19 protein-coding genes and 1 pseudogene are annotated in these 24,753 nt (G+C 47.4%); 13 read left to right on the forward strand and 7 right to left on the reverse strand.

The window, feature by feature from the left end; genetic code table 11:
- Positions 1-5: 5 nt before the first annotated feature.
- Positions 6-2,447 carry a nitrite reductase large subunit NirB gene (gene nirB, locus MHH93_RS17995; protein ID WP_500055116.1) on the reverse strand — a complete coding sequence of 814 codons (2,442 nt, stop codon included), beginning with the start codon at positions 2,445-2,447 and terminating at the stop codon, positions 6-8.
- Positions 2,448-3,039: 592 nt separating this feature from the next.
- Here nirB and MHH93_RS18000 point away from each other — a divergent pair.
- Together MHH93_RS18000 and MHH93_RS18005 are read left to right on the forward strand one after the other, a co-directional pair.
- Positions 3,040-3,633 carry an ANTAR domain-containing response regulator gene (locus MHH93_RS18000; protein ID WP_440391066.1) on the forward strand — a complete coding sequence of 198 codons (594 nt, stop codon included), beginning with the start codon at positions 3,040-3,042 and terminating at the stop codon, positions 3,631-3,633.
- Between the two features lie 19 nt (positions 3,634-3,652).
- Positions 3,653-4,729 carry an anthranilate phosphoribosyltransferase gene (locus MHH93_RS18005; protein WP_500055117.1) on the forward strand — a complete coding sequence of 359 codons (1,077 nt, stop codon included), beginning with the start codon at positions 3,653-3,655 and terminating at the stop codon, positions 4,727-4,729.
- 35 nt (positions 4,730-4,764) lie between these two features.
- Here MHH93_RS18005 and MHH93_RS18010 read toward each other — a convergent pair whose 3' ends face one another.
- Positions 4,765-5,277 (reverse strand): acyl-CoA thioesterase, encoded by a 513-nt coding sequence (locus MHH93_RS18010; RefSeq protein WP_124116913.1) that lies wholly within the window; start codon positions 5,275-5,277, stop codon positions 4,765-4,767.
- 289 nt (positions 5,278-5,566) lie between these two features.
- Positions 5,567-6,190: an acetate uptake transporter gene (locus MHH93_RS18015; RefSeq protein ID WP_091012490.1), complete on the reverse strand. Its 624-nt coding sequence runs from the start codon at positions 6,188-6,190 to the stop codon at positions 5,567-5,569.
- A gap of 434 nt (positions 6,191-6,624) precedes the next feature.
- On the opposite strand from MHH93_RS18015, the gene MHH93_RS18020 reads away from it, so the two are divergent.
- Positions 6,625-6,801, forward strand: coding sequence for an aspartyl-phosphate phosphatase Spo0E family protein (locus tag MHH93_RS18020; RefSeq protein ID WP_017691636.1), 177 nt, complete (start codon positions 6,625-6,627; stop codon positions 6,799-6,801).
- Between the two features lie 175 nt (positions 6,802-6,976).
- Here MHH93_RS18020 and MHH93_RS18025 read toward each other — a convergent pair whose 3' ends face one another.
- Positions 6,977-7,906, reverse strand: a complete 930-nt coding sequence (locus MHH93_RS18025; RefSeq protein WP_500055136.1) for a response regulator — start codon at positions 7,904-7,906, stop codon at positions 6,977-6,979.
- Positions 7,907-8,170: 264 nt separating this feature from the next.
- Here MHH93_RS18025 and MHH93_RS18030 point away from each other — a divergent pair, with 264 nt between their 5' ends.
- Positions 8,171-9,607 (forward strand): alanine/glycine:cation symporter family protein, encoded by a 1,437-nt coding sequence (locus MHH93_RS18030; RefSeq protein WP_500055118.1) that lies wholly within the window; start codon positions 8,171-8,173, stop codon positions 9,605-9,607.
- Positions 9,608-9,756: 149 nt separating this feature from the next.
- Here the strand turns inward: MHH93_RS18030 and MHH93_RS18035 are convergent, their stop codons facing one another.
- Positions 9,757-10,596, reverse strand: coding sequence for a methyl-accepting chemotaxis protein (locus MHH93_RS18035; RefSeq protein WP_440391070.1), 840 nt, complete (start codon positions 10,594-10,596; stop codon positions 9,757-9,759).
- A 282-nt stretch (positions 10,597-10,878) separates the two neighbouring features.
- Here MHH93_RS18035 and MHH93_RS18040 point away from each other — a divergent pair, with 282 nt between their 5' ends.
- The gene (locus MHH93_RS18040; protein ID WP_500055119.1) at positions 10,879-11,571 is read left to right on the forward strand and encodes a Crp/Fnr family transcriptional regulator; all 693 of its coding nucleotides are present in this window, start codon (positions 10,879-10,881) and stop codon (positions 11,569-11,571) included.
- 132 nt (positions 11,572-11,703) lie between these two features.
- Here the strand turns inward: MHH93_RS18040 and pepT are convergent, their stop codons facing one another.
- On the reverse strand, positions 11,704-12,942 hold the full coding sequence (gene pepT / locus MHH93_RS18045; RefSeq protein ID WP_500055120.1) for a peptidase T: 1,239 nt from the start codon (positions 12,940-12,942) through the stop codon (positions 11,704-11,706).
- 224 nt (positions 12,943-13,166) lie between these two features.
- On the opposite strand from pepT, the gene MHH93_RS18050 reads away from it, so the two are divergent.
- Both MHH93_RS18050 and MHH93_RS18055 read left to right on the forward strand, forming a co-directional pair.
- Positions 13,167-13,361: a tautomerase family protein gene (locus MHH93_RS18050; RefSeq protein WP_500055121.1), complete on the forward strand. Its 195-nt coding sequence runs from the start codon at positions 13,167-13,169 to the stop codon at positions 13,359-13,361.
- 44 nt (positions 13,362-13,405) lie between these two features.
- Complete coding sequence (locus tag MHH93_RS18055) at positions 13,406-14,440, forward strand: NADH:flavin oxidoreductase/NADH oxidase (RefSeq protein WP_500055122.1); 1,035 nt, start codon at positions 13,406-13,408, stop codon at positions 14,438-14,440.
- 314 nt (positions 14,441-14,754) lie between these two features.
- On the opposite strand, the gene MHH93_RS18060 is transcribed toward MHH93_RS18055, so the two are convergent.
- A complete protein-coding gene (locus tag MHH93_RS18060) occupies positions 14,755-15,522 on the reverse strand; it encodes a class I SAM-dependent methyltransferase (RefSeq protein WP_500055123.1) in 768 nt (255 codons plus the stop codon).
- A gap of 257 nt (positions 15,523-15,779) precedes the next feature.
- Here MHH93_RS18060 and MHH93_RS18065 point away from each other — a divergent pair, with 257 nt between their 5' ends.
- From MHH93_RS18065 to MHH93_RS18090, 6 genes and pseudogenes are all read left to right on the forward strand, one after another.
- Positions 15,780-16,205, forward strand: coding sequence for an SRPBCC family protein (locus MHH93_RS18065; RefSeq protein WP_500055137.1), 426 nt, complete (start codon positions 15,780-15,782; stop codon positions 16,203-16,205).
- A 258-nt stretch (positions 16,206-16,463) separates the two neighbouring features.
- On the forward strand, positions 16,464-19,550 hold the full coding sequence (locus tag MHH93_RS18070) for an ATP-binding protein (RefSeq protein WP_500055124.1): 3,087 nt from the start codon (positions 16,464-16,466) through the stop codon (positions 19,548-19,550).
- A 108-nt stretch (positions 19,551-19,658) separates the two neighbouring features.
- Positions 19,659-20,822 carry a response regulator gene (locus MHH93_RS18075; RefSeq protein WP_500055125.1) on the forward strand — a complete coding sequence of 388 codons (1,164 nt, stop codon included), beginning with the start codon at positions 19,659-19,661 and terminating at the stop codon, positions 20,820-20,822.
- A 27-nt stretch (positions 20,823-20,849) separates the two neighbouring features.
- Positions 20,850-22,196, forward strand: coding sequence for a cryptochrome/photolyase family protein (locus MHH93_RS18080; RefSeq protein WP_500055126.1), 1,347 nt, complete (start codon positions 20,850-20,852; stop codon positions 22,194-22,196).
- A gap of 280 nt (positions 22,197-22,476) precedes the next feature.
- Positions 22,477-23,652: an acyltransferase gene (locus MHH93_RS18085; RefSeq protein ID WP_500055127.1), complete on the forward strand. Its 1,176-nt coding sequence runs from the start codon at positions 22,477-22,479 to the stop codon at positions 23,650-23,652.
- A gap of 379 nt (positions 23,653-24,031) precedes the next feature.
- Positions 24,032-24,753 (forward strand): annotated as a pseudogene (locus tag MHH93_RS18090) (hypothetical protein); the annotation flags it as partial.

Genomic DNA, 24,753 nt, shown 5'->3' on the forward strand with positions numbered 1-24,753 from the left:
CTATTCTAATGAGTTACCGGCTCGGCACCGGACAGTGGGGTGAAGTTCTTGCGCAACTTCTCGTCTTCAAGGATTTCTTTCCAAGGATCGACTGTGTGACCCAATGTAACTTCCAAACGTTCGATCAGAGCGAGACGTACATCCCGATCCGCTAATGCTTCCTTCACGTGATCCAGACCTACCCGTTCAATCCAAGCCGCTGTTCTCTCATTCCATTTGGCGTTCTCTCTATAATATTGCAGGTAGGCGTAAGTCCACTCTTCCACTTCCGCATCGGTCTTCACTGTGCAGAGCAGCTCGGCTGTACGAACTTTGACTCCGGCGTTACCACCAACATGAATCTCCCATGCACCATCGATTGCGACAACACCCAGATCCTTGATGGTTGCTTCCGCGCAGTTCCGCGGACATCCGGAGACAGCGAGTTTCACTTTGGCCGGCGCCACCATTTTGTCGAGTTTTTTCTCCAGACGAATGCCCATCTCGATGGAGTCCTGTGTACCGAATCGACAGAATGTATTGCCAACACACGTCTTCACGGTACGAAGTGCCTTGCCATAACCGAAACCGGAAGGCATATCGAGCTCTTCCCAGATCTTCGGCAGGTTCTCCTTTTGTACACCGAGCAGATCGAGTCGTTGTCCACCCGTGAACTTCACCATCGGAACATCGTATTTCTCTGCGACAGTCGCAATCTTGATCAATTCAGCCGGGGAAGTAACACCACCATAGATCCGAGGGATAACGGAATACGTACCATCCTTCTGGATGTTGGCGTGGTAACGTTCATTGGTGAATTTGGATTGGCGCTCATCTGTGTATTCAGCCGGCCAGATCATTCCGAGATAATAGTTCAGGGAAGGGCGGCATTTGGAGCAACCTTCAGGCTCATTCCAGCCAAGCACATTCATGACTTCCTTGACGGTTTTCAGGCCCATATCCTTGATCTGTGCAACAATCTCATCCCGATCGTAGGATGTGCAACCACAGATTCCTTCTTTGGTCTGTTCGCCTACATTATCACCCGCATAATACGTGAGCAGGTTCTCAATAATAGGTTTGCATCCACCGCAGGAAGCCGAAGCTTTGGTACAGGATTTAATTGCACCAAGGGTGTTACAGCCTTTATTCAGCACAGCATCTCCAATGGAAGCTTTGGTAACACCGTTGCAACCACAGACGATCTCATCATCCGGCATGCTGGCCATGCGTTCTGCGACGGACGGACCTGAACCTGAACCACCGGAAGGTACGCCGAGCAAAATTTCCTTCTCACGACCGCTGATGCTCTCACCACTCTTAATGAGGGAAAACAGCGATGCGCCGTCTGTGGTATCTCCGAACAATACAGCTCCAATCAACTGCCCGTCTTTGATCACCATCTTTTTGTACACACCATCGACATCATCCTGAATACGAATGCTGCGAGTGTCAGCGGCGTCTTTGAATTGTCCGGCAGAGAATACGTCCACACCGGATACTTTCAGCTTGGTAGACGTGACCGACCCCTCATATCCTTCGGTTGCCGCACCAGCCAGGCGTTTCGCGAGTACCATACCTTGTTCATATAATGGAGCAACCAGTCCGTAGGCAATCCCGCGGTGTTCTGCACATTCGCCTACGGCAGAGATACCAGGGATGCTGGTATGCATATAATCATCTACAATGACACCCCGATTGACATCAAGGCCGGCTTTCCGAGCCAGTTCAATCTGAGGGCGAATCCCGACAGCCATGACAACCAGGTCAGCCTCAAGTACCGACTGATCGGTGAAACGAATGGCTTTCACTCGATGTTTGCCTGTGATTTCTTCGGTATGTTTATTCAAAAGAAACTTCATGCCCTGCTCTTCAAGCTCACGCTGGAGCATCAGGCCTGCTGGCAAATCCAAATTCCGGTCCATCAGATGGCCGTTAATATGGATGACCGTAACGTCCATGCCCAGATTGAGCAACCCGCGCGCCGCCTCCAGTCCCAGCAATCCGCCTCCAATGACGGCCGCTTTGCGATACTTTTGCGATGCAGCCATCATGGTCTCGCAGTCTTTAATATCACGGAAGCCGATAACACCTTCCTTGTTAGCACCGGGAAGCGGGAGGATAAACGCCTGTGAACCGGTTGCCATAATTAGCTCATCATAGGCTGCGCGTACACCATTCTGAGATACAACTTCCTTGCGCTCGGTATCGATCTGAACGACCGGGTCACCCGGGTATACCTGAATGCCGTTATCTCCGTACCAGCTCCACTCATTGATTACAATATCTTCGATGGATGTTCCGCCAGCCAATACAGAGGATAACATGATCCGGTTGTAGTTGGGATGTGGCTCTGCGCCGAAGACTGTAATTTCATAAGCGTGCGGAGCAAGCTTAAGGATATGTTCGATTGTGCGGATTCCCGCCATGCCATTGCCGACCAGCACCAGTTTTTTCGTTGTACTCATTATGATTAGCCCCCTTAGGTCCATTCTGCATACTGCCTCGAAACCTTGTCTCTAAAATCGAAAAAGCCTGTTATGCCTCGGAGGACTGCGCATATACATACGCATCCCTTGCTCCGAGATTGCAAAACAGGCTTCATTGCCGTTTCAACCAGCTACGCCGTTGTAACTGTGATCGATTCAAATATGGAGTTGTTATGGCTTAACTATAAAAGATCGATCCACCCATGTCAATATAGTTGACACAAAAAAGTATTTGAAATTTAAAGTTAATTATGTTTACATGAATTTATTGGAACACGAATGATCGAAGAGGTTTTAAGGATATATATTCATAAAAATGAATTTTTTAGTGAAAAATAGTGCACCGGTCACTACATAAATTGTAGAAAAGGTGTCATGATTAGTGTTTCACTCTTTTTGGCTAGTAGGACGATCCGTCATAATTTTTGTATTCATTATCTCGAAATCAATTGTAAAATCAGATTGATCTGTATTTTTTGTCAGGTAATATAACATATATAGCGCTTTCATGTGTTAATGCCTTAAATAAAGCGATTCTAATTATACGTAATTAGGGAGGGATTGCTCCATCATGCGATCTTTATTGGTCATCCGTATACAATCGACGATAGCTGATTCGTCCGATGCAATCCCTCTGACACCGGAGAGACTGCTGGGAGCGAACGGGTACCATGTACAGGTGGCAGGCAGTGAAGCGGATGCGTTGAAGCTCGCCCGTGAGGCGGAAGCTTCCATCCTGCATCTGTCGCTGGCTGATGTGGAGTACTGGGTGAACTGCCTGGGAAAGGGGAAGGCGGATTCCCCGCTGCTCTGGTGGTGCGGGCCAGATACGGCCTCTTCCTCCGCAGAATCCTGCGAGGTCGAAACTTCATTTGATGGAATACTTACACCATCCATGACCGGGCCCGAGATCCACTGGACGCTTCACTTTGCAGCTCGGCGCTACATGGAACGTAAACAGTGGGAGCAAGAACGGAAGCAGTTGCAATCCAGGCTGGAGGATCGAAAGTGGATTGATATGGCGAAGGCCATTCTTAGTGACCTGAAGCAGATCTCCGAGGCCGAAGCCTATGACCTGTTACGTAAGAAAGCGATGGATGAACGCAAACGGATGGTCGACGTAGCGACAGCAATTGTGAAGGCACATCAACTGCTCCAGTCTTAATTTGGAAGGAGGATTCTCCATGGATATGTCTCACATACTCCGAGAAGTCGGACGTGGGAAACGAGGCTCGCGTGATCTGAACTATACAGAGGCATTGACCGTTGCAGAGAAAATCCTGAAACAGGAGGTTTCCCCTGCCCAGACGGCTGCGTTTCTAATGGCTGAACGAATGAAAATGGAAAACGTTGAGGAACTGGAAGCCTTTGTTCATGCATGCCGTAACAGTGCTGAACGTTTCTCCGTATTTCAGGACGGATTGGACTGTGCCGGCCCTTATGACGGGCGGACCAAGTCGTTCTTGGCGACGTTTCCGGTTGCGTTTGTGCTTGCGGCGGCCGGATTACCGGTGACTTTGCACGGGAGTGATCCTTTACCGCCCAAGTGGGGCGTTACGCTGTCGTTACTGCTAAAGGAAGCGGGGATAGATACGGGTAAGATGGATCGGGAAGACGCCCGAAGTGCTGCGTTGCGTTCAGGTGTCATGTACGTATCCTCCGAGGAGTGGTGCGAGCCTCTTCACAAGCTTCGTCCGTTACGGGAAGAGTTGGGATTCCGCACGGTATTTAACACGGCAGAGAAACTCATTGATTATAACCATTCACCATATCTGGTGTTCGGTGTGTTTCATAATACCTTTTTGGATCGGATTGCGAAGCTTCTTACCCGATTTGTCTACCGCCGTGCTTATGTGGTACAGGGAATGGAAGGCTCTGAGGATCTGTATATTGATCGGCCAACCCGCGTATACGCAGTAGAAGACGGGGATATGAAGCTGGAACTGATTGACCCCGCAGCTTACGAACTGGATATGCCTGTGCCGGAACTGGTCTGGACGGCTGCCAAGCAGCTCGAAGTGGCCGAAAGTGTGTTATGCGGCGAAGGTCATATTGCTTTTGTGAATCAGGTCTTGTTAAATGGGGGGTTCCGCTTGTACGCAGCGGGGCGAGTTAATTCCATCGAAGAGGGCATATACACTTGTCAGGGGTTGCTGGAAAGTGGTGCAGCGTATCGCATCTATCAACAGTGGTGTGTCTCGATGGGGGGCGAACTGCCGGATAACAGAGCGGTGTCCATCTATCCGGCATCGTCCAGATAAATCGTAGTTCGAGCTTGTGCATATTTAGCGCATTCTTATTCCCAAGGATAAGTAACGGTCAGGAAGTCAGCGAATTTCTTGCTCTCTTCCCGCCGCCTTTTCCGCATGGCCGCCCGATCCGGAGCGGTCTCGTATAGTTTCTTCTCTTCTTCGGTCTCCGGGATAATACGAGGTACGATCAGTTTGCGATTATTTTCGTCCAGGGCCACAAAGGTCAGAAATGCAGTCGCCGCAATTTTCTTCTCTCCGGTCTTCAGATCCTCTCGAATCACCTTTACGAAAATCTCCATGGAACTGCGTCCTGTCCAGGACGCGAACGATTCAAGCGTAACCGAGTCCGTTGGGTTAATTGGGTACAGGAAGTCAACCGAGTCGGTTGATGCGGTTACGGTATTGACCCGGCATAGCTTGGAAGCGGCGATGGATGCGATATCATCGATGTAGGACATCAGCTTCCCGCCGAACAGGGTGTTATGATTATTGACATCGGTCGGGAACACCCGTGCCGTCTTAAAACAACGCGTTTCGCGTACATACTTTTTCTCCACCTGATCTATCTCTGTGGGTTTCGGTATTTCTCTCATGCTTGTTCCTCCTTACCGTATGGCTGCTGTGGCATCAGTTCAACTAAAGATTATTTACATCGACCACTCCGATGATAGAATAACTCTCCGCTTCTTCAAGTTATTTCTCTCCTCTTCGTTCTGTGTAAATGTTTAGTTTGGCTTATATAGTATCTTTTAGTATAAGTGTCGGTCAGATACATATTCAAATGAAGTTGGACTGAAAAAAAACCGCCAGGCGCGGACCGGCGCGCTGGCGGTTTACTGCTGTATATTAAGCCTTGGGCTTGAAAATGCCGGACGGTTTGCCGATCGGCAAGAACGCATAGCCGAAGTGAGCGTTCAGTACCGAAGCACCTGTACCATACAGGGACACAATTCCGATCGCCATTTCAGCGTATGCTGCAATGGTGTGGAAAATGTGAGGAGCTACGCCGAAAGCGTCAAACGTCAAGCCAAGGAACAGGAAGTCGATCAGAATGAAGATGATAAGCAATACTTTATTCGCTTCAATCGCACCGATGGTCATGAACAGGGTGAATACAAGGTATCCGGCAAAAGCAAATCCGAGCTGCTTGCCATCGGCCTGTTCCGCAAGCGTGGAGCCAAATACGCCCATTTTGATCATCCAGTTGGCCGCCATGGCGAACCAGAAGAATGCGTACGCACCAAAAGCTGTTGTGCCAAAGGTATTGTTACGTTTGGAATCTTGAATGCATGCGAATAACTGGGCAAAGGCACCCAGGAAGATCGCCCATGGAATAGCGTAGCTAAGTCCATCTGTGATGCCAAGCTTTTGGGAAGAAGCGACCAGGGTTACGATAGCCAACCCAAATAATCCCATTGCGCTGGGATCGGCGTTAACAATTTTGACTTTAGTCTGTGAATCGGTCTGCATGGTGATGATAAGCCTCCAATAATATCAAATCAGGATCAATAGCCGTCGTTGGCTGTCCTCTAAATTACATCATTTGTATCCGCCGGGCCCGGACACACACATCGCCCTATTGTACCTGAATGACCCCATTAAGGAAAGGGATTTTATTACCTTTTGAACCAATAGAGTTTTTGTTTTTTCAATATACACATTTACGACACAATCCATTCTGGCTCTGAACGATGAGGCTAGATGCCGGAATCGAACTCTCGTAATTACCGCTAAATTGCGTCATATCAGCCATTTTCGGATAAGCTCTTGTATGATAAAATAATATTTATCAAAATTTGGAGAAGAATACAAAACATCCTTGTCTCCTATGCCATATGTTAATCCAACTGTAGATTGACAGGAAAAACTAAAATGGTTCACAGAATAAGGAGGTATCAGGGGTCATGGTTATGAGTTTGGATTTGAAAAATAAAATAGAGAAGGCCAGACATAACCTTCATATGCTGGTAGAGCATAACAAGGGTGGTCTTGGTCATCCCGATGTGATTCGGCAGTCTATGGCATTGGACGAATTGATTAATGAGTATAACCGAATTAGCCGAAACCATTCACGGGCCTGAACCCGAAGGAATTTTAATTTAATATACAGAACGAATCACATAGATAAGTTTAACAGTTGATTGTACAGACGGGCATGAATATAGCCGGAATGCACTGCCTTAGTTGAAGAGGCGGATCATTCCGGCGTCATATTCATGCCCGTTTGTTTTTTATCAAATATCAATCCCGACCTGTCTAATGCAGCAATCGTTTGGATTCCAGATATAGGACCTGTACGAACTTTTTCGTATTAATGCGGGTCTGGGACAAGGAAGGCTCCACATTGTTTTGCAGCTCCAGCATTTTCTTGCGGATCTCGGTAAAATCAAAAAATTTGGAGGCATAGTTCTCGAATTTGGGATGTGTATAATCTGTTAACCCGAGTGAAACCACATGGCTCAGTGTCTGGAATATGGCTCTGCGCACACGCTGTTCTGAAGCCTTAATCTCCTTGTTAACCTCTGCAAGAGAAGCGTTCTCTCCCAATTTGCGTACCGCCACGTTCTGAAAGATGTCTTTGAGAGATGGGAACGTATAGGGGGACAGCTTATGCTCATCGGTCTCTACCTGCTCCAGATATTCCAGCATGTCCAGCAGATCCCTGCTGCCCGCTTCGCCGATCATGCCCATCTCGGACAGCAGGAAATGTCCTGCTGTTGTAATGGTTTTGTCCGGAACTGGAGCCGCAGTGCGCTCGTTAGGATGAAAACCGGACAGTCCCTGCAATGTCCTCTGAATATCTGCGATGGACTGCTGCATCCGAAGCCTTTCACTGACCAGCCGTAGAACGGATAGAATCTCCAATCGGTTGATGGGCTTCGTAATGTAATATTCAATGCCTAGTGAATAGGCTTCGCCAATCATATTTTTCGACTCAATCTGAGAGATCATGACGATCTTGCCCTCGAACCTGCCTTCAAGCGCCCGCACGGTCTGAATCCCGTCTCGTTGTGGCATCAGCAGATCAATCAGCAGGACATCCACCTTATGCAGTTCCAACAGTTCCACGTGAATATGTGCTCCGTCCTCAGCTTCCCCGGCAATATCGCCCAGGCCTTCATCCTCAATAATATCCATTAACATGGAACGAACGCCAGGATCATCATCCACGATAAAATAACGCATGTCAGTCATTCCCTTTCTCTGCGAATGGTGTGATTCCTTCTTGCATAGAACCTGACATGTCAGGTTAAATGACAATGATTGGGCGATCAAAGCCCATTTTTAAAATAAATGTAGAAAATGCATGTAGGTATTTGTCGATTTTCGTAGATGTCCCTGTAGTATAAGTAACATCCCGAAGTCCGGGGCTAGTGTTGTGCAGAATGGTACAAACTTTCGTATGGCCCATCTCTGTACTTGAAATACACCATAAAAAGGGGCATACCGATGGAGCAAACAATACAAGATATTGTCGTCATTTTCAATGATTTTCTATGGTCCAAAGTGTTAATTATACTATTGGTAGTATGTGGGATATACTTCACCACCAAGACCCGTTTCATGCAATTCCGCATGATTGGAGATATGGTGAAGGTGCTTCTAGAGCGGAAAAGCAAGGAACCAGGAAAAATTTCCCCTTTTCAGGCGTTCTGTATCAGTATGGCGGCCCGTGTAGGTACAGGGAATATTACCGGTATAGCATTGGCCATCGCACTTGGAGGACCAGGTGCTATATTCTGGATGTGGATCATTGCAATTATCGGGTCAGCCTCCAGCTTTGTGGAGAGCACGCTGGCTCAGATCTATAAAGTGAAAGATAAGGGCGGATTTCGCGGGGGTCCAGCGTATTATATGGAGCGTGGGCTAGGGAAGCGCTGGATGGGCATTTTATTTGCCATTCTCATCACACTTTCATTCGGTTTGGTCTTTAATGCGGTCCAGTCCAACACGATTACGGTTGCGTTTCAGAACTCATTTGGTACCGATCGCTTAACGGTAGGGATCATCATGGCCGTGGTATTTGCAGGAATTATTATGGGCGGTGTCAAAAGGATTGCAAAAGCATCGGAATACATCGTCGTTGTGCTTGCGGTATTGTACATTGGGGTAGCGGCTTTTGTGGTGCTGGCGAACATTACCCAGCTTCCGGCCATGATTGCATTGATCGTCAAAAATGCCTTCGGCATCGAACAGGTGGCAGGCGGAACGTTGGGCGCAGCGCTGATGAACGGTGTGAAACGCGGATTGTTCTCCAATGAGGCGGGCATGGGTAGTGCCCCGAATGCGGCTGCAACAGCGGATACAACACATCCGGTGAAACAGGGACTTATTCAGGCGTTTGGCGTGCTGACAGATACGTTAGTGATATGTACAAGCACAGCCATGATTATTTTGCTATCCGGAGTGTACAAAGGTTCCAGTCTGGGTGGCATTGAGTTAACTCAGGCAGCATTAAGTGTACATATTGGTTCATGGGCATCAGGATTCCTGGCAGTTATGGTGTTCCTTTTTGCCTTCAGTACACTCATCGGAAATTATTATTACGGAGAAACCAACATTGAGTTTATCAAATCCAACAAAGTTTGGCTGTGGGTATACCGTATTTGCGTTATCGCGATGGTGGTGTTTGGTGCGGTAGCCAAAGTGCAGTTGGTATGGGATTTGGCTGACCTGTTCATGGGGCTTATGGTGGTGGTGAACCTGATTGCGATTCTGATGCTGTCCAAGGTGACTTTCGAAGCATTGAAGGACTACAAAAAACAGAAGGCTGAAGGGCGTGATCCCATCTTTACCCGGGACCGAATTCATATTCCGGGTGAGGTAGAATGCTGGCAGTCGGAAGAAGAAGTTATTGGAGATAAATCAGTACATGTAGTGAAATAAGTTTGCAGCTACATTGAGTTGATTCATACAAATGGACATAATAAACAGGACTTGGATTATCCATCATTGGGCAACCCGAGTCCTGTTTGTTACATACATAGTGGTAGTTCCTCGGACGAACCGAAGCACTTCTAATATTACATCAAGATTTAGTTTTTAATCGAGTAGCTAATCAGTTGTTCAGACAGAGCCTTCATTCGCTCGCCTGTGTCATTGAGTTTCTCAATGACATCTGTGAAGGATGATACAAGCGTCGCTTGTTCCTGTGAAGAAGCAGCAATCTGTGAAACCTCAACTTCCATCTGTTTGATCACCTGTTGTACATCTCTTAGACTGACATCAATATCTGTTGTAGCTTGCTTCGCATCCACAGAGAGCTTGCGTACTTCGGATGCAACCACACCAAATCCGGCACCTGCTTCACCAACACGGGCGGCTTCAATAGCGGCATTCAGGCCAAGCAAGTTGGTTTGTTCAGAGATTTCACGAATGAATCCGGCGACCTTATTGATCTGGGAGGAGTTCTGAACAGCAAGTCTTGTGTTCTGCAAGATCTGTTCACTCGTTGCTTGCAATTCTTCGGCATGAGCGGCGACATGTTGCACCATATCAACGAGGTTACCATTGATGGTTTGATTTTCTTGTATAATATCTTCAAGTTGGTTCTGATTGGATTGGTCGTAAGATACACAGAAAACAGCAACAACGTTTTGGTTATCATCAAAGATCGGAACGTTCAGGGTATCCAGTTCAACACCAAAAACCTCCTTGGGGATCGTGGAAAGACTGGCCTCTCTTCCATTTTTTAGAACGGAAAAGTTTTGGAATGAATCCAAGAGGGCCATTCCTTTTTCAAAACCAAGGTTGAACTTCTCCGTGGTGATAACTTCCAATACTTTCTCGTGATCATATACCGTTAGGCTTGCGGGTTCCCGAAGAATCTGACTGATATATGGCATGACTTTAAGCAGGGCATCTACAACGTTCATGGAATAGGACCATCCTCTCAATATATAAATAAATTATTTTAACGGTCTATGGAATGACTCTATCTATCATCGGATAGAAATGGCTTTTCGTTAACGGCATTCTGTTAAAAGAATGAACATTTTATGATTAAATTTTAAAATATTTCCCATCTAAAATGATTTATTGGATATAAGTGTTAGTTGTAACTATTTTTATATCAAGATATTTGTAAGAATGTATATCAAATATGGGACATATGTCCCTTTGTATACGTTATTTAGGGCAACGGAGGGGAAGTCGGAATGAAAGAAATCATGGATTTTGGACTGGTGCGGCAACTCGCCCGTGAGAATGGGTTGGATCAGGTGCTGGACGAGTCTGCACTCGCTGAGTTGCGATTACTGGAGTCTGCGAAGGGCGAGTTGATCTGTGCCAAGGGTGAACGACCCGAGCGTTTGTATTTTCTCGTGGAGGGCAAGCTCAAGATCTATACCACTCTGCCTAACGGGAAGTCCCTATTGCTTCGTTTCAGTACACCACTCGCGCTCGTGGGAGATTTGGAACTGATCAATGGCAAGGAGGCGATGAATACGGTAGAGTCTGTGAGCAAAAGCCTGTTGCTGGGTATCAGTTATCGTTCTCTCCAGAATACGTATGCCGAGAATCCTGGATTTCTCCACTTTATGCTCAGTCAAGTTACGCACAAATTGTATACCTTCTCCAACCTGTCGAGTCTGAATATGTTATATCCGGTCGAGAGCCGATTTGCCAGCTATCTGTTGTCCACAATGGGCCAGGACGAGTCCTCTTCAGAAGAGATTCAGACCTCCAAGCTCACTGAACTAGCGGATATGCTGGGCACCAGCTATAGACATCTTAATCGAGTCGTTCAGGATCTGTGTAATCGAAATATTATTCATAAAGTTCAGCGAGAGCTTGTGATCTGTGATCTGGAACAGTTGCGTATCATCGCAGGAGGCAATATATATGAGTGATGGCATTTAAAATAATGATCAAGCCACTATATCCGTACGACATGATGCGGCGAACAATACAATACGGCATAACAAATAGCACCCTCCTGAATATATCAAGGGGTGCTATTTGTGCGCTGTATTTCAAGTGGATCAGATATCTCCGCGTTGCTCAAACAATTGAGCGATCTCTACAATGACACGGGTTGCCTTCACCATATTATCTACCGATACATATTCGAATTTGCCATGGTAGTTCTCACCGCCAGTGAAGATGTTCGGTGTTGGCATGCCCATATAGGATAGCTGGGAACCATCTGTTCCTCCCCGGATGGGGCGTATAACAGGTTCGATATCCAACCGGGTCATGGCTTCATGAGCAATGTCGACGATCTGGCGTACGGGTTCAATTTTCTCGCGCATGTTATAGTACTGGTCATTCAATTCAACTGTGATGCTTTTCTCTCCATACTTGGTCTTCAGTTCGTTCGCGATATGGAGCAGATTTGTTTTGCGCTCTTCAAACTTCGCCCGGTCGAAATCACGGATGATGTAACTCATCTTGGTCAGCTCAACGTCACCCTCCAGAGACAACAGATGGTAGAAACCATCATAACCGTCCGTGAATTCAGGAGCTTCCTCTACAGGCAGGCGTCGATTCAATTCCATCGCAATTTTCAGCGAGTTTACCATCTTATTCTTCGCAGTTCCGGGATGCACATTGGTGCCTCTTATGGTAATTTTAGCGGCAGCTGCGTTAAAGCTCTCGTATTCCAGCTCACCAAGCGGTCCACCGTCGACTGTGTAAGCATATTTGGCTCCAAAAGCAGCTACATCAAACTTGTGCGGCCCGCGGCCAATCTCTTCATCTGGGGTAAAAGCAACCCGAATCTTACCGTGTTTCACTTCCGGATGTTCAATCAGATAGGCCATCGCGGTCATAATCTCGGCGATACCTGCCTTATTGTCTGCACCAAGCAATGTTGTACCGTCGGTTGTGATCAGCGTGTGGCCCTTATACTCGTGCAGTTCCGGGAAATCTTTGTTGGACAGTACAACATCCAGTTCCGAGTTAAGTACAATGTCAGCACCGTCATAGTTATCGATAACCTGCGGTTTAACATTTTTGCCTGTGAAGTCGGTCGCTGTATCGAGGTGAGCCAGGAAACCAATCACGGGGACATCCTTGTCCGTATTGGATGGCAGTGTAGCCATGACATAACCATTCTCATCCATCGTCACTTCTTGCAGACCAATGGAGTTACATTCTTCAACGAGCAGTTTGCCCAAGGCCAGTTGGCCGGGTGTGGAAGGGCAGGTCTCGCTGTTTTCATCGGATTGGGTGTCCATCTGAACATAAGTACTCAGTCTTTGAATTAATATATCTTTCAACGGTATCGCTCCCTAGCTTGGAATTATTTCTTTTGGGGTATAGTATTTCCTGTATGTCTCTACGGTTATCATATCATGTTTTGCAGTCATTTCCAGAATGGGGCAGAACCGAAATATGAGGATGACTAGGTATCAAAAAGGGTACCAAGGCACAAAAATGTACGTACTTGTGTTTCCATACGTCAGGTTCATAATTAATGATGAAGAAAGGATGTGTTCAAGACATGCCATTTATCACCGTTAAGGTACTGGAAGGCAAGACGACTGAACAGAAACGTCAGTTGATTGAACGTATGACTCAGGTGGCTTGTGAGACACTGGATGTTGATCCGAGCAAAGTCTTTATCTTCATTGAGGATTTGGAGAAGGACAATTACGGCAAGAATGGTAAACTGTTCTCGGATTTGGACAATACGTAAGGCTTCATATATATCATGATCATGGAACAGGAGATGCGGCAACAATGACTGAACAACTATTTTCCCCTTATCAATTCAAGAGTTTGCAATTAAATAACCGTGTCGTCATGGCACCGATGTGCCAATATTCCGTGACTGCGAAGGACGGTATTCCGAACGATTGGCATCAGGTTCACTATGTGAGCCGTGCGGTTGGAGGAACTGGACTGATTGTAATCGAGATGACCGATGTAGATCCGGATGGACGTATTACCGATAATGACTTGGGTATATGGTCAGATGAGCATGTGCCTGCATTCACCAAACTAGTAGATGGAATCCATGCCTACGGCTCCAAAGTAGCCATTCAGATCGCACATGCGGGACGAAAAGCAGAGGATGCCCCGCAGCCGGTTGCCCCATCGGTAGTTACATTCCCGGGAGAAAAGTACAAGGAACCACGTGCGTTAAGCACGCAAGAGGTAGAAGCCATGGTGCAGAAGTTCGCAGACGGTGTTCGCCGCGCAGTACAGGCTGGAGTGGATGCCATTGAGCTGCACGGTGCACATGGATACCTGATCCACCAGTTCCATTCCCCGCTGATGAACCATCGTGAGGACCGATATGGGCAGGATCTGTCTCGTTTTGGCGTTGAGGTCATTCGTGCAGTGAAAAAAGAAATGCCAGCAGATATGCCGCTAATTATGCGGATTTCGGCTGTAGAATACGCGGATGGCGGATACGACATCGACCACACGATCAATATCGCTCGTGCCTACCAGGAGGCAGGCGTGGATATGTTCCATATCAGTTCAGGTGGCGAAGGGCCTTCGGGACAGCGGAAACCGGGGAACTATCCGGGGTATCAGGTACCCTTTGCCCGTCGCTTCCGTGAAGAACTGAACGTTCCTGTCATCGCAGTGGGTATGCTGGAGGATGCAGCATTGGCTCAGGCGGTGATTGGAAACGGCGATGCGGATCTGGTTGCCGTTGGCAGAGGCATGTTGCGTGATCCGTACTGGGCGAACCATGCCGCTCTGGAACTGGGTGTCAGCAAGGATCAAGCTGCCATTGCGGAACAATATTCCCGTGGATACTAATTTGCTCTAAATTATATTTACACTTGCCACTCCGATGACAGAATAACCTTCCGATCGCTGTTATCCTCAGATTTTTTGATTTACTTTTTCAAAGGTGAAAATCTGAGGATAAAGGCGAAGTGTATGCTTTCGATGTAGCTTTCTTGCAGAAAGCTTGTAGCGCCGCTTCTTCAGGTTATTTCTGTCCTCTTCGTTTTCGTGTAAATGTTAGTGCAAATTTTTATAGTAAATAAAAAAAAGGCCACAGCATGGTTAAACCTTATGCTGTGGCCTTATCTGTATGATGAGAAGCATATATACCTGATTGTTGGTGACTACGCTCTTCGAGTTGCTTCATAAACGAATTTTTGGTTCGGATGTGTCGGTGGCTGATCCGGGTTAAAGTCGGCGTACACTTTAATATCAGAGAAACCAATGTGTTCGAGAATCAGGCGTAACTCTTCTATGCCGTACCAACGCAGAGTGAGTTGTTGCATCTCTGTAGCGACTAGTTGACCCTGATGCCATTGTTCGTAGCGAATCAGACTTACTTTATATTGGTGAAGAAGGTTCACCTCAATGGTTTTCATTTCTACGGTGATCGTATCCCCATCGGGTAATGGAACGGTTGATGTTTCTATCGAAGAGGGCTGTGTCACATCCGGTAGAAACAGATCAAACACAAGCCTGCCGCCAGGTTCCAAATGTTGAAATAGACTACGCAATACGTTAATCGAAGCCTCTCTGTCTTGAATGAGGAGCAGGGAACCTCCGGGAATGATAATGGATTCGTATCGATATGGAAGGTCAAGCTTCTCCAGATTGGCAACGAACAGCTCAGGCATGGGCAATCCCCGCTCGGTGCAACGAGAACGGCAAGAGTCAATCATATCGGTTGAATAATCAACTCCGTCCACCTTCAGACCTGCTTCAAGCAATGGAATGAGCATTCGGCCTGAACCGGACATGGCTTCAAGAATTCGTCCTTTGCAGCCTTGAAGATCATGGCGATAAAATTCGATGTCTCCTCCCAAGGAGTGTCCCACGGGTTTGGTTAGATCATAAACGGCAGTGCACAATGGACCATAATAACTGAAAGACATCGTGTAAGTATCCCCCACATTTCAATATAATGATTGAGATCGTGGAAGGGAAGTGAATCATTTTTATCCCTTCCGGCAGCGGTTGGAATTGTATTTTTCAGAGCAGACTATCATAGAAATCACGCACCTTATATGTAGTATATTCCAATTATGGGTGATGTCATAGTTGGGGTCAACACCTTTATTGGTCGTTATGTGAACCCATTTGACATGAATCTTAAAATCTCAAACAATGAATAAATATATTCAAGGAGGCGATTCAAGTGGAATCATCATCAAGTGCATTGCCGGATATCCGGGAGGAATTATTGATACATGCACCTGTGGAGAAGGTGTGGGATATGGTCTCGACAGCGCAAGGGTTGGGTGCCTGGTTCATGCCGGGCAATCTGGAACCTGTGGAGGGTCACGAGTTTATATTGGAAGCAGGCCCGTTCGGCCAATCACCGTGTCAGGTGACGGAAGTTCTACCGTTGCACAAACTGTCATTCCGCTGGGGTAAGGACTGGACGCTGACGTTCCAACTGAATGAACAGCCGGAAGGTACGGATTTCACACTGATTCACAGCGGTTGGGATGCAGATAAACTGACTGAATTTGGACAGGCCCACGCCATCGTACGCGAACGTATGGAACAGGGATGGGCCGGAATCGTTCAGAAGCTTGCTCAAGTGGTTAAATAAAAGATCATCATATTAGCTTATCCATTCAATCAACCTCAGGCCATCTTGCCCGTTCATTCGGGGGAACATCGGTCTGAGGTTCCTTGGTGTACCGCAATCCGGTGGAAACCGACCAAAAAACCTTCAAATTATAACGAAGTTGGCCGATTATGAACGGAAACTATTTCCGTGAGCACCAGAAACGTGTAACATGAAATTATAGGGATTAATCGACAAAATTAGACGTCTCTCGCCATTGTGAATGGAAGGAATACATAGATGAGAAAACACTGGATTATGCTGACCATCAGCTTCATATGTATTGTCATTGTTCCACTGGGCTGGATCGCCCAGACGTTAATTAGTGAGCGGAGTAACCCGCAGGCTACGGATGGAAAAATTGACCTGACCCAATGGGATTTTAATCGTATGGGTGCAGCGTCTTTAAAGGGAGACTGGGATTTCTACCCTGGTCAGTTGCTGAGCCCGGCAGATATAGAAGCAAGTGTATCCGGTCGCAAACCATTGCCAGCTTCCTCTGGTACTCAGGTTCCGGCACGCTGGAACCAATCTATGGGGCAAGCACATGGGTATGGGACCTATCATTTGCAAGTCCAGCTTACACCACGGACGATGAAAAACGATTATGGTATACGCACGCGGAATATACGTATGGCTCACCGGGTATTTATCGATGGTAAAGAGATTGGCGGCAAAGGCCTGCCAGGAATGACCCCGGCGACAGATGTACAATTAAATCTACCCTTTACAGGATTTACGTCCATTGAGGGCAACACGGCTGACATTATCATTCAGGTATCAAACTATAGTTATTCTTCTGGGGGCATTGTAGCGCCCATTTTGTTTGGAGACGAGCATAGTATTCTGAAAAGCCAGCAACAGGATTGGCTCAAGGATCTGATGACCTTATTCGGTTTTATTTTGCCAGCCGCTTTTTTTCTACTTCTGTTCAGATTACGGCGTACCGAGAAGGAGCTCCGTTTCCTCGGATTGTTCAGCCTTTCCGGTGCGGTATACGCTCTGACCCATGGGGAGAAGTTACTGGGAACGTTTGTGCCGTTCCTAACCAATAATGAGATGCTTCGGATTCAGCTTCTTAGTTCAGCATTTGCCTATTACTTTTTACTTCGGTATATGGATGCCCGTGTACCGGGAGCGGTTCATCAGTGGTTTGTTCGATTGGCTGTTGTGTTAATCGTTGCCCAAACCATTGTGGGTCTAACGCTCCCGCCGACGCTTTTCTCGTCTTTTGAGCTTCCTATGCTGCTGATCTCGCTTTTTGTCATGTTCTATTCCCTGCGAGCGATGTTCTATTGGTTGAAAGGACGTCCGAATGACAGCCACTTTGCACTGGTGAGCATGATGAGCATACTTATGGTTGTTGTATTGCACACGATTGGTGCATTTACTGCCATAGATACAGCATTCTTCGCGCTGATTGAACTTTTATTATTTGTAATTGCCCAGATGATTGTGACCGCAATCCGTTTCGCACAATCATTCCGCGACGTGGAAGCCCTGTCGGAGCGATTGCTTGCCATTGACAGCCTCAAGGACGAATTCATGGCGAACACGTCCCATGAGCTGCGAACTCCCCTGCATGGCATCATTAACATTGCGCAATCAATGCTGGAAGGGGCTGCCGGAGCGGTAACACCCAAGCAAGCCAAAAATCTGTCCATGATTACTTCAACCGGTAAGCGCTTGTCACTGCTGGTTAATGATATTCTGGATTTTTCCAAATTAAAAAATAGTGAGATCGAGTTGAAAAGGGTGGCTGTTGATCTGGAATCCGTTGCTCGTACTGTGGTTGAAGTATCGGGTTTCACGTTCGAGGACAAGCCGGTATTGCTAATTCAGGAATGGCCCCAGTCGTTGCCGCTTGTTGAGGCAGACGAAGATCGCCTTCGGCAAATTCTGTACAACCTGCTCGGTAACGCCTATAAGTACACTGAGCAAGGTGAGATTCGGTTGTACGCTAGTGTCGAAGGGGATTGGGTAAAGGTATCTGTCGCTGATACAGGGGTAGGCATTGCCTTGGATAAACAGGAGGATATCTTTCAGGCGTATGAGCAGAGTAACGGGACAATTGAACGATTCAATGATGGAACCGGACTGGGTCTGAGTATTACACGGAAACTTGTCGAGCTTGGTGGTGGGGAGATCTGGGTTGAATCGGAGCCAGGACAAGGTTCAACGTTTCATTTCACCTTGCCTGTTATGAAGATGCCGCTGCTGCAAACTCATTCGAAACCTGTTGCCGCCCGATATGTTGCTGCACAGGGGGCAGGGACGAAGGAGTTCGTGACAAGGGAATCAGATGAGCCGGATGAGCTTACGGAGGCGGAGCACACCATTCTGATTGTAGATGATGACCCCGTGAATCGACAGGTATTGCTTAACCTGTTATCGACCGAACGATATCGTGTGATTGCAGCGGACAGCGGGTCCACTGCATTGAAACTCCGAGAAGAATTCCCGTCCATTGATCTGGTTATTACGGACTGGATGATGCCCAAAATGTCAGGGCTTGAGTTATGTCGCAAGCTGCGCGAGCACAGTTCCTTGTCTGAGTTGCCAATTCTGATGCTGACCGCCCGCGGGTTACCTGAGGATATCAAACACGGATTCCAGGCGGGAGCCAATGACTTCCTGAGCAAACCGGTGGATGCCGGTGAATTGCGTGCCCGGGTTCGGACGTTAATTGAAATGCGGAGTTCGGTGCAGGAAGCTATTCGCACTGAAATGGCCTTTTTGCAGGCCCAGATCAAGCCGCACTTTCTATATAATGCACTCAATGTCATTATCGCGACCTGTGCAGTGAATCCGGACAAAGCAACCGATCTGCTAATTGAACTCAGTCATTACCTGCGTGGAAGCTTTGACTTCCAGAACAGGGAGCAGCTTGTTCCTCTGACCAAAGAGCTGGAATTGGTGGAGTCTTATGTGCATCTGGAACAGGCCAGATTTGAGGAAAGACTGGTGGTTGAGTATGAGGTGGAATCGGGCGTACATCTGTATCTGCCACCTCTCAGTATTCAGCCACTTGTGGAGAATGCTATTCGCCACGGCGTGATGGAGCGGGCAGCCGGCGGGACAGTCCATCTTAGGATTTTCCAAGAGAGAGAGCATGTAGTCGTACAGGTCCAGGATGATGGTGTAGGTATCCCTCCTGAGCGTATGGCTCAGGTCAAGTCTGGGCGCACCGAAGGCCCGGGTGGAGTTGGTCTGCAAAATATAAACCGTCGCCTGATGTCTCTCTATGGTCAGGGACTGGAGATTCATAGCCATGTGGGTAAAGGCACGCAGATCCGATTCCGTATCCCTGTGCAAAAGGTGAATTAAGCCCAATAATGTGCCGATTTAAGCAAATATGGTTAACAGACTAATAAGCGGATGCCGATAAAATCGGTATTCCTATTGAATCTTTCATAGCAGGAGGCTGGAAGAACGGTGAGAGCCATTGTGATCGATGATGAGAAGCCGGCGCAGCTTCATCTGGAGCGTTTACTGCGAACGGACGGACGAATTACACCCGTGCAATGTTTTTCAACAGCTCGTGATGGTCTTCATTTTCTGGCAAAGGAACGTGTAGATGTTGTATTTTTGGACATTGGCATGCCGGAGATGAATGGCCTAGAAGCGGCTGAATATATACAGCAATTGGATCAGAGCATTCGTATTATCTTTGTTACCGCTTATGCGGACCATGCGGTTGAGGCATTTGAGCTGCATGCACTGGATTATGTGCTTAAACCGGTAAGCTCTGCACGATTGGCCAAAACCATTGATCGGATTGCGGGCACAATGTCATATACCTCCCAGGTTGCAGCCACCGCCGAGGTACAGGAACCGGAACCTGCCTCTGTGGAGCTGGATACCGAAGTTCCGGGGCTACTTACGTTCAAACATCTGGATATCTACAGAAGCTTGGATCTGGGTGCCGAGAAACATAAGTGGCGCACAACCAAATCACAGGAACTGTTTGCTTTCTTGTTTCATCACAGGGAAGAATGGGTAAGCAAAGAGATTCTGCTGGATAAGCTGTGGGGTGATGTCCCCCAGGAAAAGGGGTTAACCCATCTACATACTTCCGTGTACCAGATTCGAAAGCTGCTTAAGGAATGGAACATGACAGGCAAGCTGGAATACAATATGAACCGCTATCGTCTGTTATCAGGCAATCTGGTAAGTGATGTGGATCAATTTGAAAAAGCTATGGTCTACAACGTCATCACATCAGACAATGTCGGTGACTTGAGGCACATGATTCCGCTTTATCGTGGCGATTATCTGGAAGAGCATGATTATCGGTGGGCACAGGCCAAAGCAAGGGAACTCAGACGCAAGTATACAGGGCTGGTTATGGATATCGCGAGATGGGACATGACGCATGGACGTGGCAAGGAAGCGATTGAGCAATTAACGATATTGCAGGAACGGGAGCCTTATTCGGAAGAAATCTGCCGACTCATGATGGAAGTGTATGCATCCATGGATGATCAGCAAGGTATACTTCGTTTATATCATTCATTTACAGTGACCCTGAATGAGGATCTGGGACATCAGCCAGAGCCGGAAACAAGCAGGTTATATCAGAGCCTGACGGATAAATAGCCGTAAGCTCAGACAGGAGGATGAGGCATGAAGCTATTCATACACCGCAAAGATCTGCGTACGGATGATCTGGCTGCATTCGATTATTTGCGGGAACACGACGAAGAGAGTGTGCATGTTCTCATCTATGATCCATTTCTACTGCGTCAAGGACGAGAGAAGGAACACAGTGGTGTGAATTTTAGACAGCATGCAGCGGCATTAGGCAGGCAGTATCTTGAAGCCAAACAAAAACTGCATGTTGCTTACGGAAAACCGGCTGAAGTGGTTGATTACATCCTGAACGAATTCAAAGGCGAGATGAATGAGGTTGTGGTCCATCGGGACATGACGCCATATGCAATCGAGAGGGACAGGGCCATACGCAAAGTCAGCGAGGCACACGAGGTTACCTTCACGCAACTGACGGATCATCTGCTGATGGATCTGAATGGATTTGCCAATTTTACAGGCAAGTCGGAGCCTTATAAGGTATTTGCGGCTTTTCATCGGCGTTGGGTGGAATTCATGAATGAACATCCCAACCCGCCTTCGGCAACAACGGTTGCAGAGTTGAAGGTGAGTGATCGTCAGATTGATTGGCCGGATGCAATGCAGGTACCTCAGGAGTTGCTGGAGGGCAGTGGTTCGAAGGATGAGGACCCGCATCTGCTGTTGGATCAATTCTTATCGGATCGAATTGCTGAATATGGGGATCATCGAGATGAATATGAGGCTTACGAGCCGAGTCATCTCAGTTCGTATGTAGCGGTTGGAGCTGTGTCGATCCGCAAAATGTACGATGCCGCGAATCGCACGGCGGAAGCTGGAGAGTGGATCAGGCAGCTGTGCTTCCGCGACTTCTATCTATATCGGGCGGTCTATGAGAGTCACTATTTTACCTATGAAAAGGTGTACGATCTCTCGGCTCTCCATGATGATCACTTTGAACGATGGTGCAAGGCGGAGACTGGCATTCCGATTATTGATGCAGCCATGACGGAACTGAATGAAACCGGGCATATGCCGAACCGGCTGCGGATTCTCACGGCGATGTTTCTCACCAAAAACCTGCAATGCCCGTTCACCTTGGGTGAAGCCTATTTCAGGCGCAAGCTGAGTGACTATGATAACATTCAGAACCGGGGGAATTGGCTATGGTGTGCTTCGCTTGGCGAGAATGCAGCTCCGTATTTTCGCGTAAACAATCCGGTAACGCAATCTGAGAAATATGATCCGCAAGGTGATTATATTCGCAAGTGGTTGCCTGGATTGAAAGAACTGCATAGCAAGGACATCCATCAACCTCGTAAGGGTGCCATTGTGGATCTGAAGGCATCGAGACAGGCGGCGATTGACGTGTATAAACAGATTTTGGCGAGCCGTGAGAAGTAGAATCGGTCCGAGGATGATTCCTTCCTGAACCCGATTTACCATTCTCATCCGGTTGAACCAACAATTAATTGGTTGAACACAGGATGTTCTACAGACCGCGTAGTCGCGGTCTTTTTTACATATATAGACATGAAAATAGTGTGAAATGTGATGAAAATTTAGGAATTATTAAGAAATTGGACTACCCTTCTTAAGCAATATGGCTTTTAATAGATAGAGAGCTTTAATGTATTAAGTCATATCTGACATATTGACGAACACATGAAGGAGAAACGTGAACATGAGTGAAACACTGAAAAGAGAGCGAATTCCAGAGCTGAATCTGGTACGTGCCATGGCAATTATCGGCGTACTGTGCGTGCATTCCACGTCTTATGCGACGGTAGACATGACGGGCTCAGGCTACTACTGGCTGTACAACTTTATTAATATCTTTATGAAATATGGTACGCCAACCTTTATTTTTATGAGCAGCTTTGTACTGTTCTATAACTATTATTCCCGTCCGCTGGACAAGAAACTTGTGAGTAACTTTTACAAGAAAAGATTTGTATATATTTTACTTCCATACTTCCTGTTTTCATTGATGTATTTTGTTTTGTTGCATTTTACGCATTATCAGGGCCGACCTTTCGGCGAATCGGCAGTAAGCTTTATTACAAAATTGTTTACAGGTAAGGCCTATACACATCTGTACTTTGTATTTATTAACATGCAATTCTATCTGTTATTCCCATTGGTATTATGGCTGCTCAAAAAGTATCCTTCCGTGGTGAAATGGTCTGTTCCGATTGGACTATTGATTCAATGGGCATTCATCGTAAGCAATAAATATGGATTCCAGGTACCCAACAAGGGAAGCTGGGCGTTCTCATACTTCTCGTATTTCATGCTGGGTGCTTTTATCGGGGTGTATTTCCCTAAAATTAAGCAATGGTTTGTCATCAGTCGGGCCAATGCTACCAAAGGACGCGTAGCTTCATGGATTCTGCTCTGGGCGGTGTGGATCATTGCCGGACTTGGCCATGTGTATATCTATTATCTGCTGCGTCTGAAGATTGCAACGTATAACACACTGTGGTATGAATTCTTCTGGAATGTGCATACCTTCGCTTGCGCGCTGGTACTTATCCAGATTGCCTACTTGCTCTATCGCAAAGGGCCGTCACTGATCGTCAAGCCGCTGAATCGGCTGGGATCACTTTCCTTTGGCATCTATCTGATCCATCCTTTCTTCCTGCTGGTGTATCGTGAATTTCCGCCGCAAACAGGAGTCTCCTGGTTAGTGCATCTCTGGTATGCCGGAGGATTTGGGGTAGCTCTAATTGCTTCGTGGATCGTCGTTGGATTGACAGCAAGGTTCGTTCCATATGCATGGGTCATCTTTGGCAATCTGCCAAAACCCAAACCACGTCTGGCCCCGCAACAGAACTCGGGCCAACTGGACGTTCGTTAAGATGTATTTCCAACACAGGAATAATAAACCGTTTCTTGGTCGACCTTAGGGGAGAGCAGGGAGCGGTTTTTTTGCCTACACAGATAAGCATAATATGGGGAACGAGTGTTTCTTTTTCGTAGTTGAAGGGTAATCATAAGGCGGAACGATAATACATTATGGATAACAGGATTAAGGTGAATATAATGACAACATGCGAAAAATGCGGGAGACCGATGCAAGATATATTGGAATACGTGGAACACATTCTTCACGAATGCAGTGAACAGACACAGGATTACAACTCGAAAGATTATCAGGCCTATGGGCATGAGGGTGTTCACGAGCAGATGTGATACAATAGAAAGAAACCGGATTCATACGGAACCGAGGTGACAATATGGAGACGGGTCCAGCCCCTTTCCGGCAAGGAAAGACGGAACAAGAAGCGCGACTGAGCAAAACATGTATGTATTGCGGACAACAGCGGCCGATGTCCGAATTCCGGCGCAGAACCGGAAAGCGGGCAGGTCCCGGAGCCAGACGGGGAGCCTGTCGCAGCTGTCGCCAGCTTGGTGGACAGGCTGCTGATCACGATGTGGGTTCAAGCGTGAGTGGGCGAACGAATGAACGGATGGAGAGTCAACGGGATGGCTTGGAGACACATGCTGTTACTGCCAGATCCTCTGCATCTGCGAGATATGAGGCAGGTCGTACCTCCGATGGGGTGGAGCATGGGTCTGCTACGATGTCTGAGTCGGATAGAGGTCTGGTGTCTCCACCGTCAATAGACTCGTCATCTTCGAATGACGATCAACATGCTGACGTGGTGGCTTCTTCACCCTCTTCTTCAGGTATTCGGAAGAAGAGGAGAAGACGGAGGAAGAGCAAGCGGATAGAGGGAATGAAAGGTAACGAGCAGAAAGAGACAATTCCGGAGCATGATGGTTTGGCAGATGAGGTTGTAACTGATCCTGCTGAGCCACAGCCAGGCGAGCGCCGGCGTGGCGAGGGACATTCGCAGGGCCATGCATCTGCGAATGTTAAGGACACTGCACAGCGGGCTGGCGCGCGCGCAGCCGCTGCAGTGCAGGCCGCCGAGCAAACTGCGGCGGCCCAAGT

Origin of the sequence: Priestia sp. FSL H7-0729 (assembly GCF_038005685.1) — a bacterium.
GTDB lineage: Bacteria > Bacillota > Bacilli > Paenibacillales > Paenibacillaceae > Paenibacillus.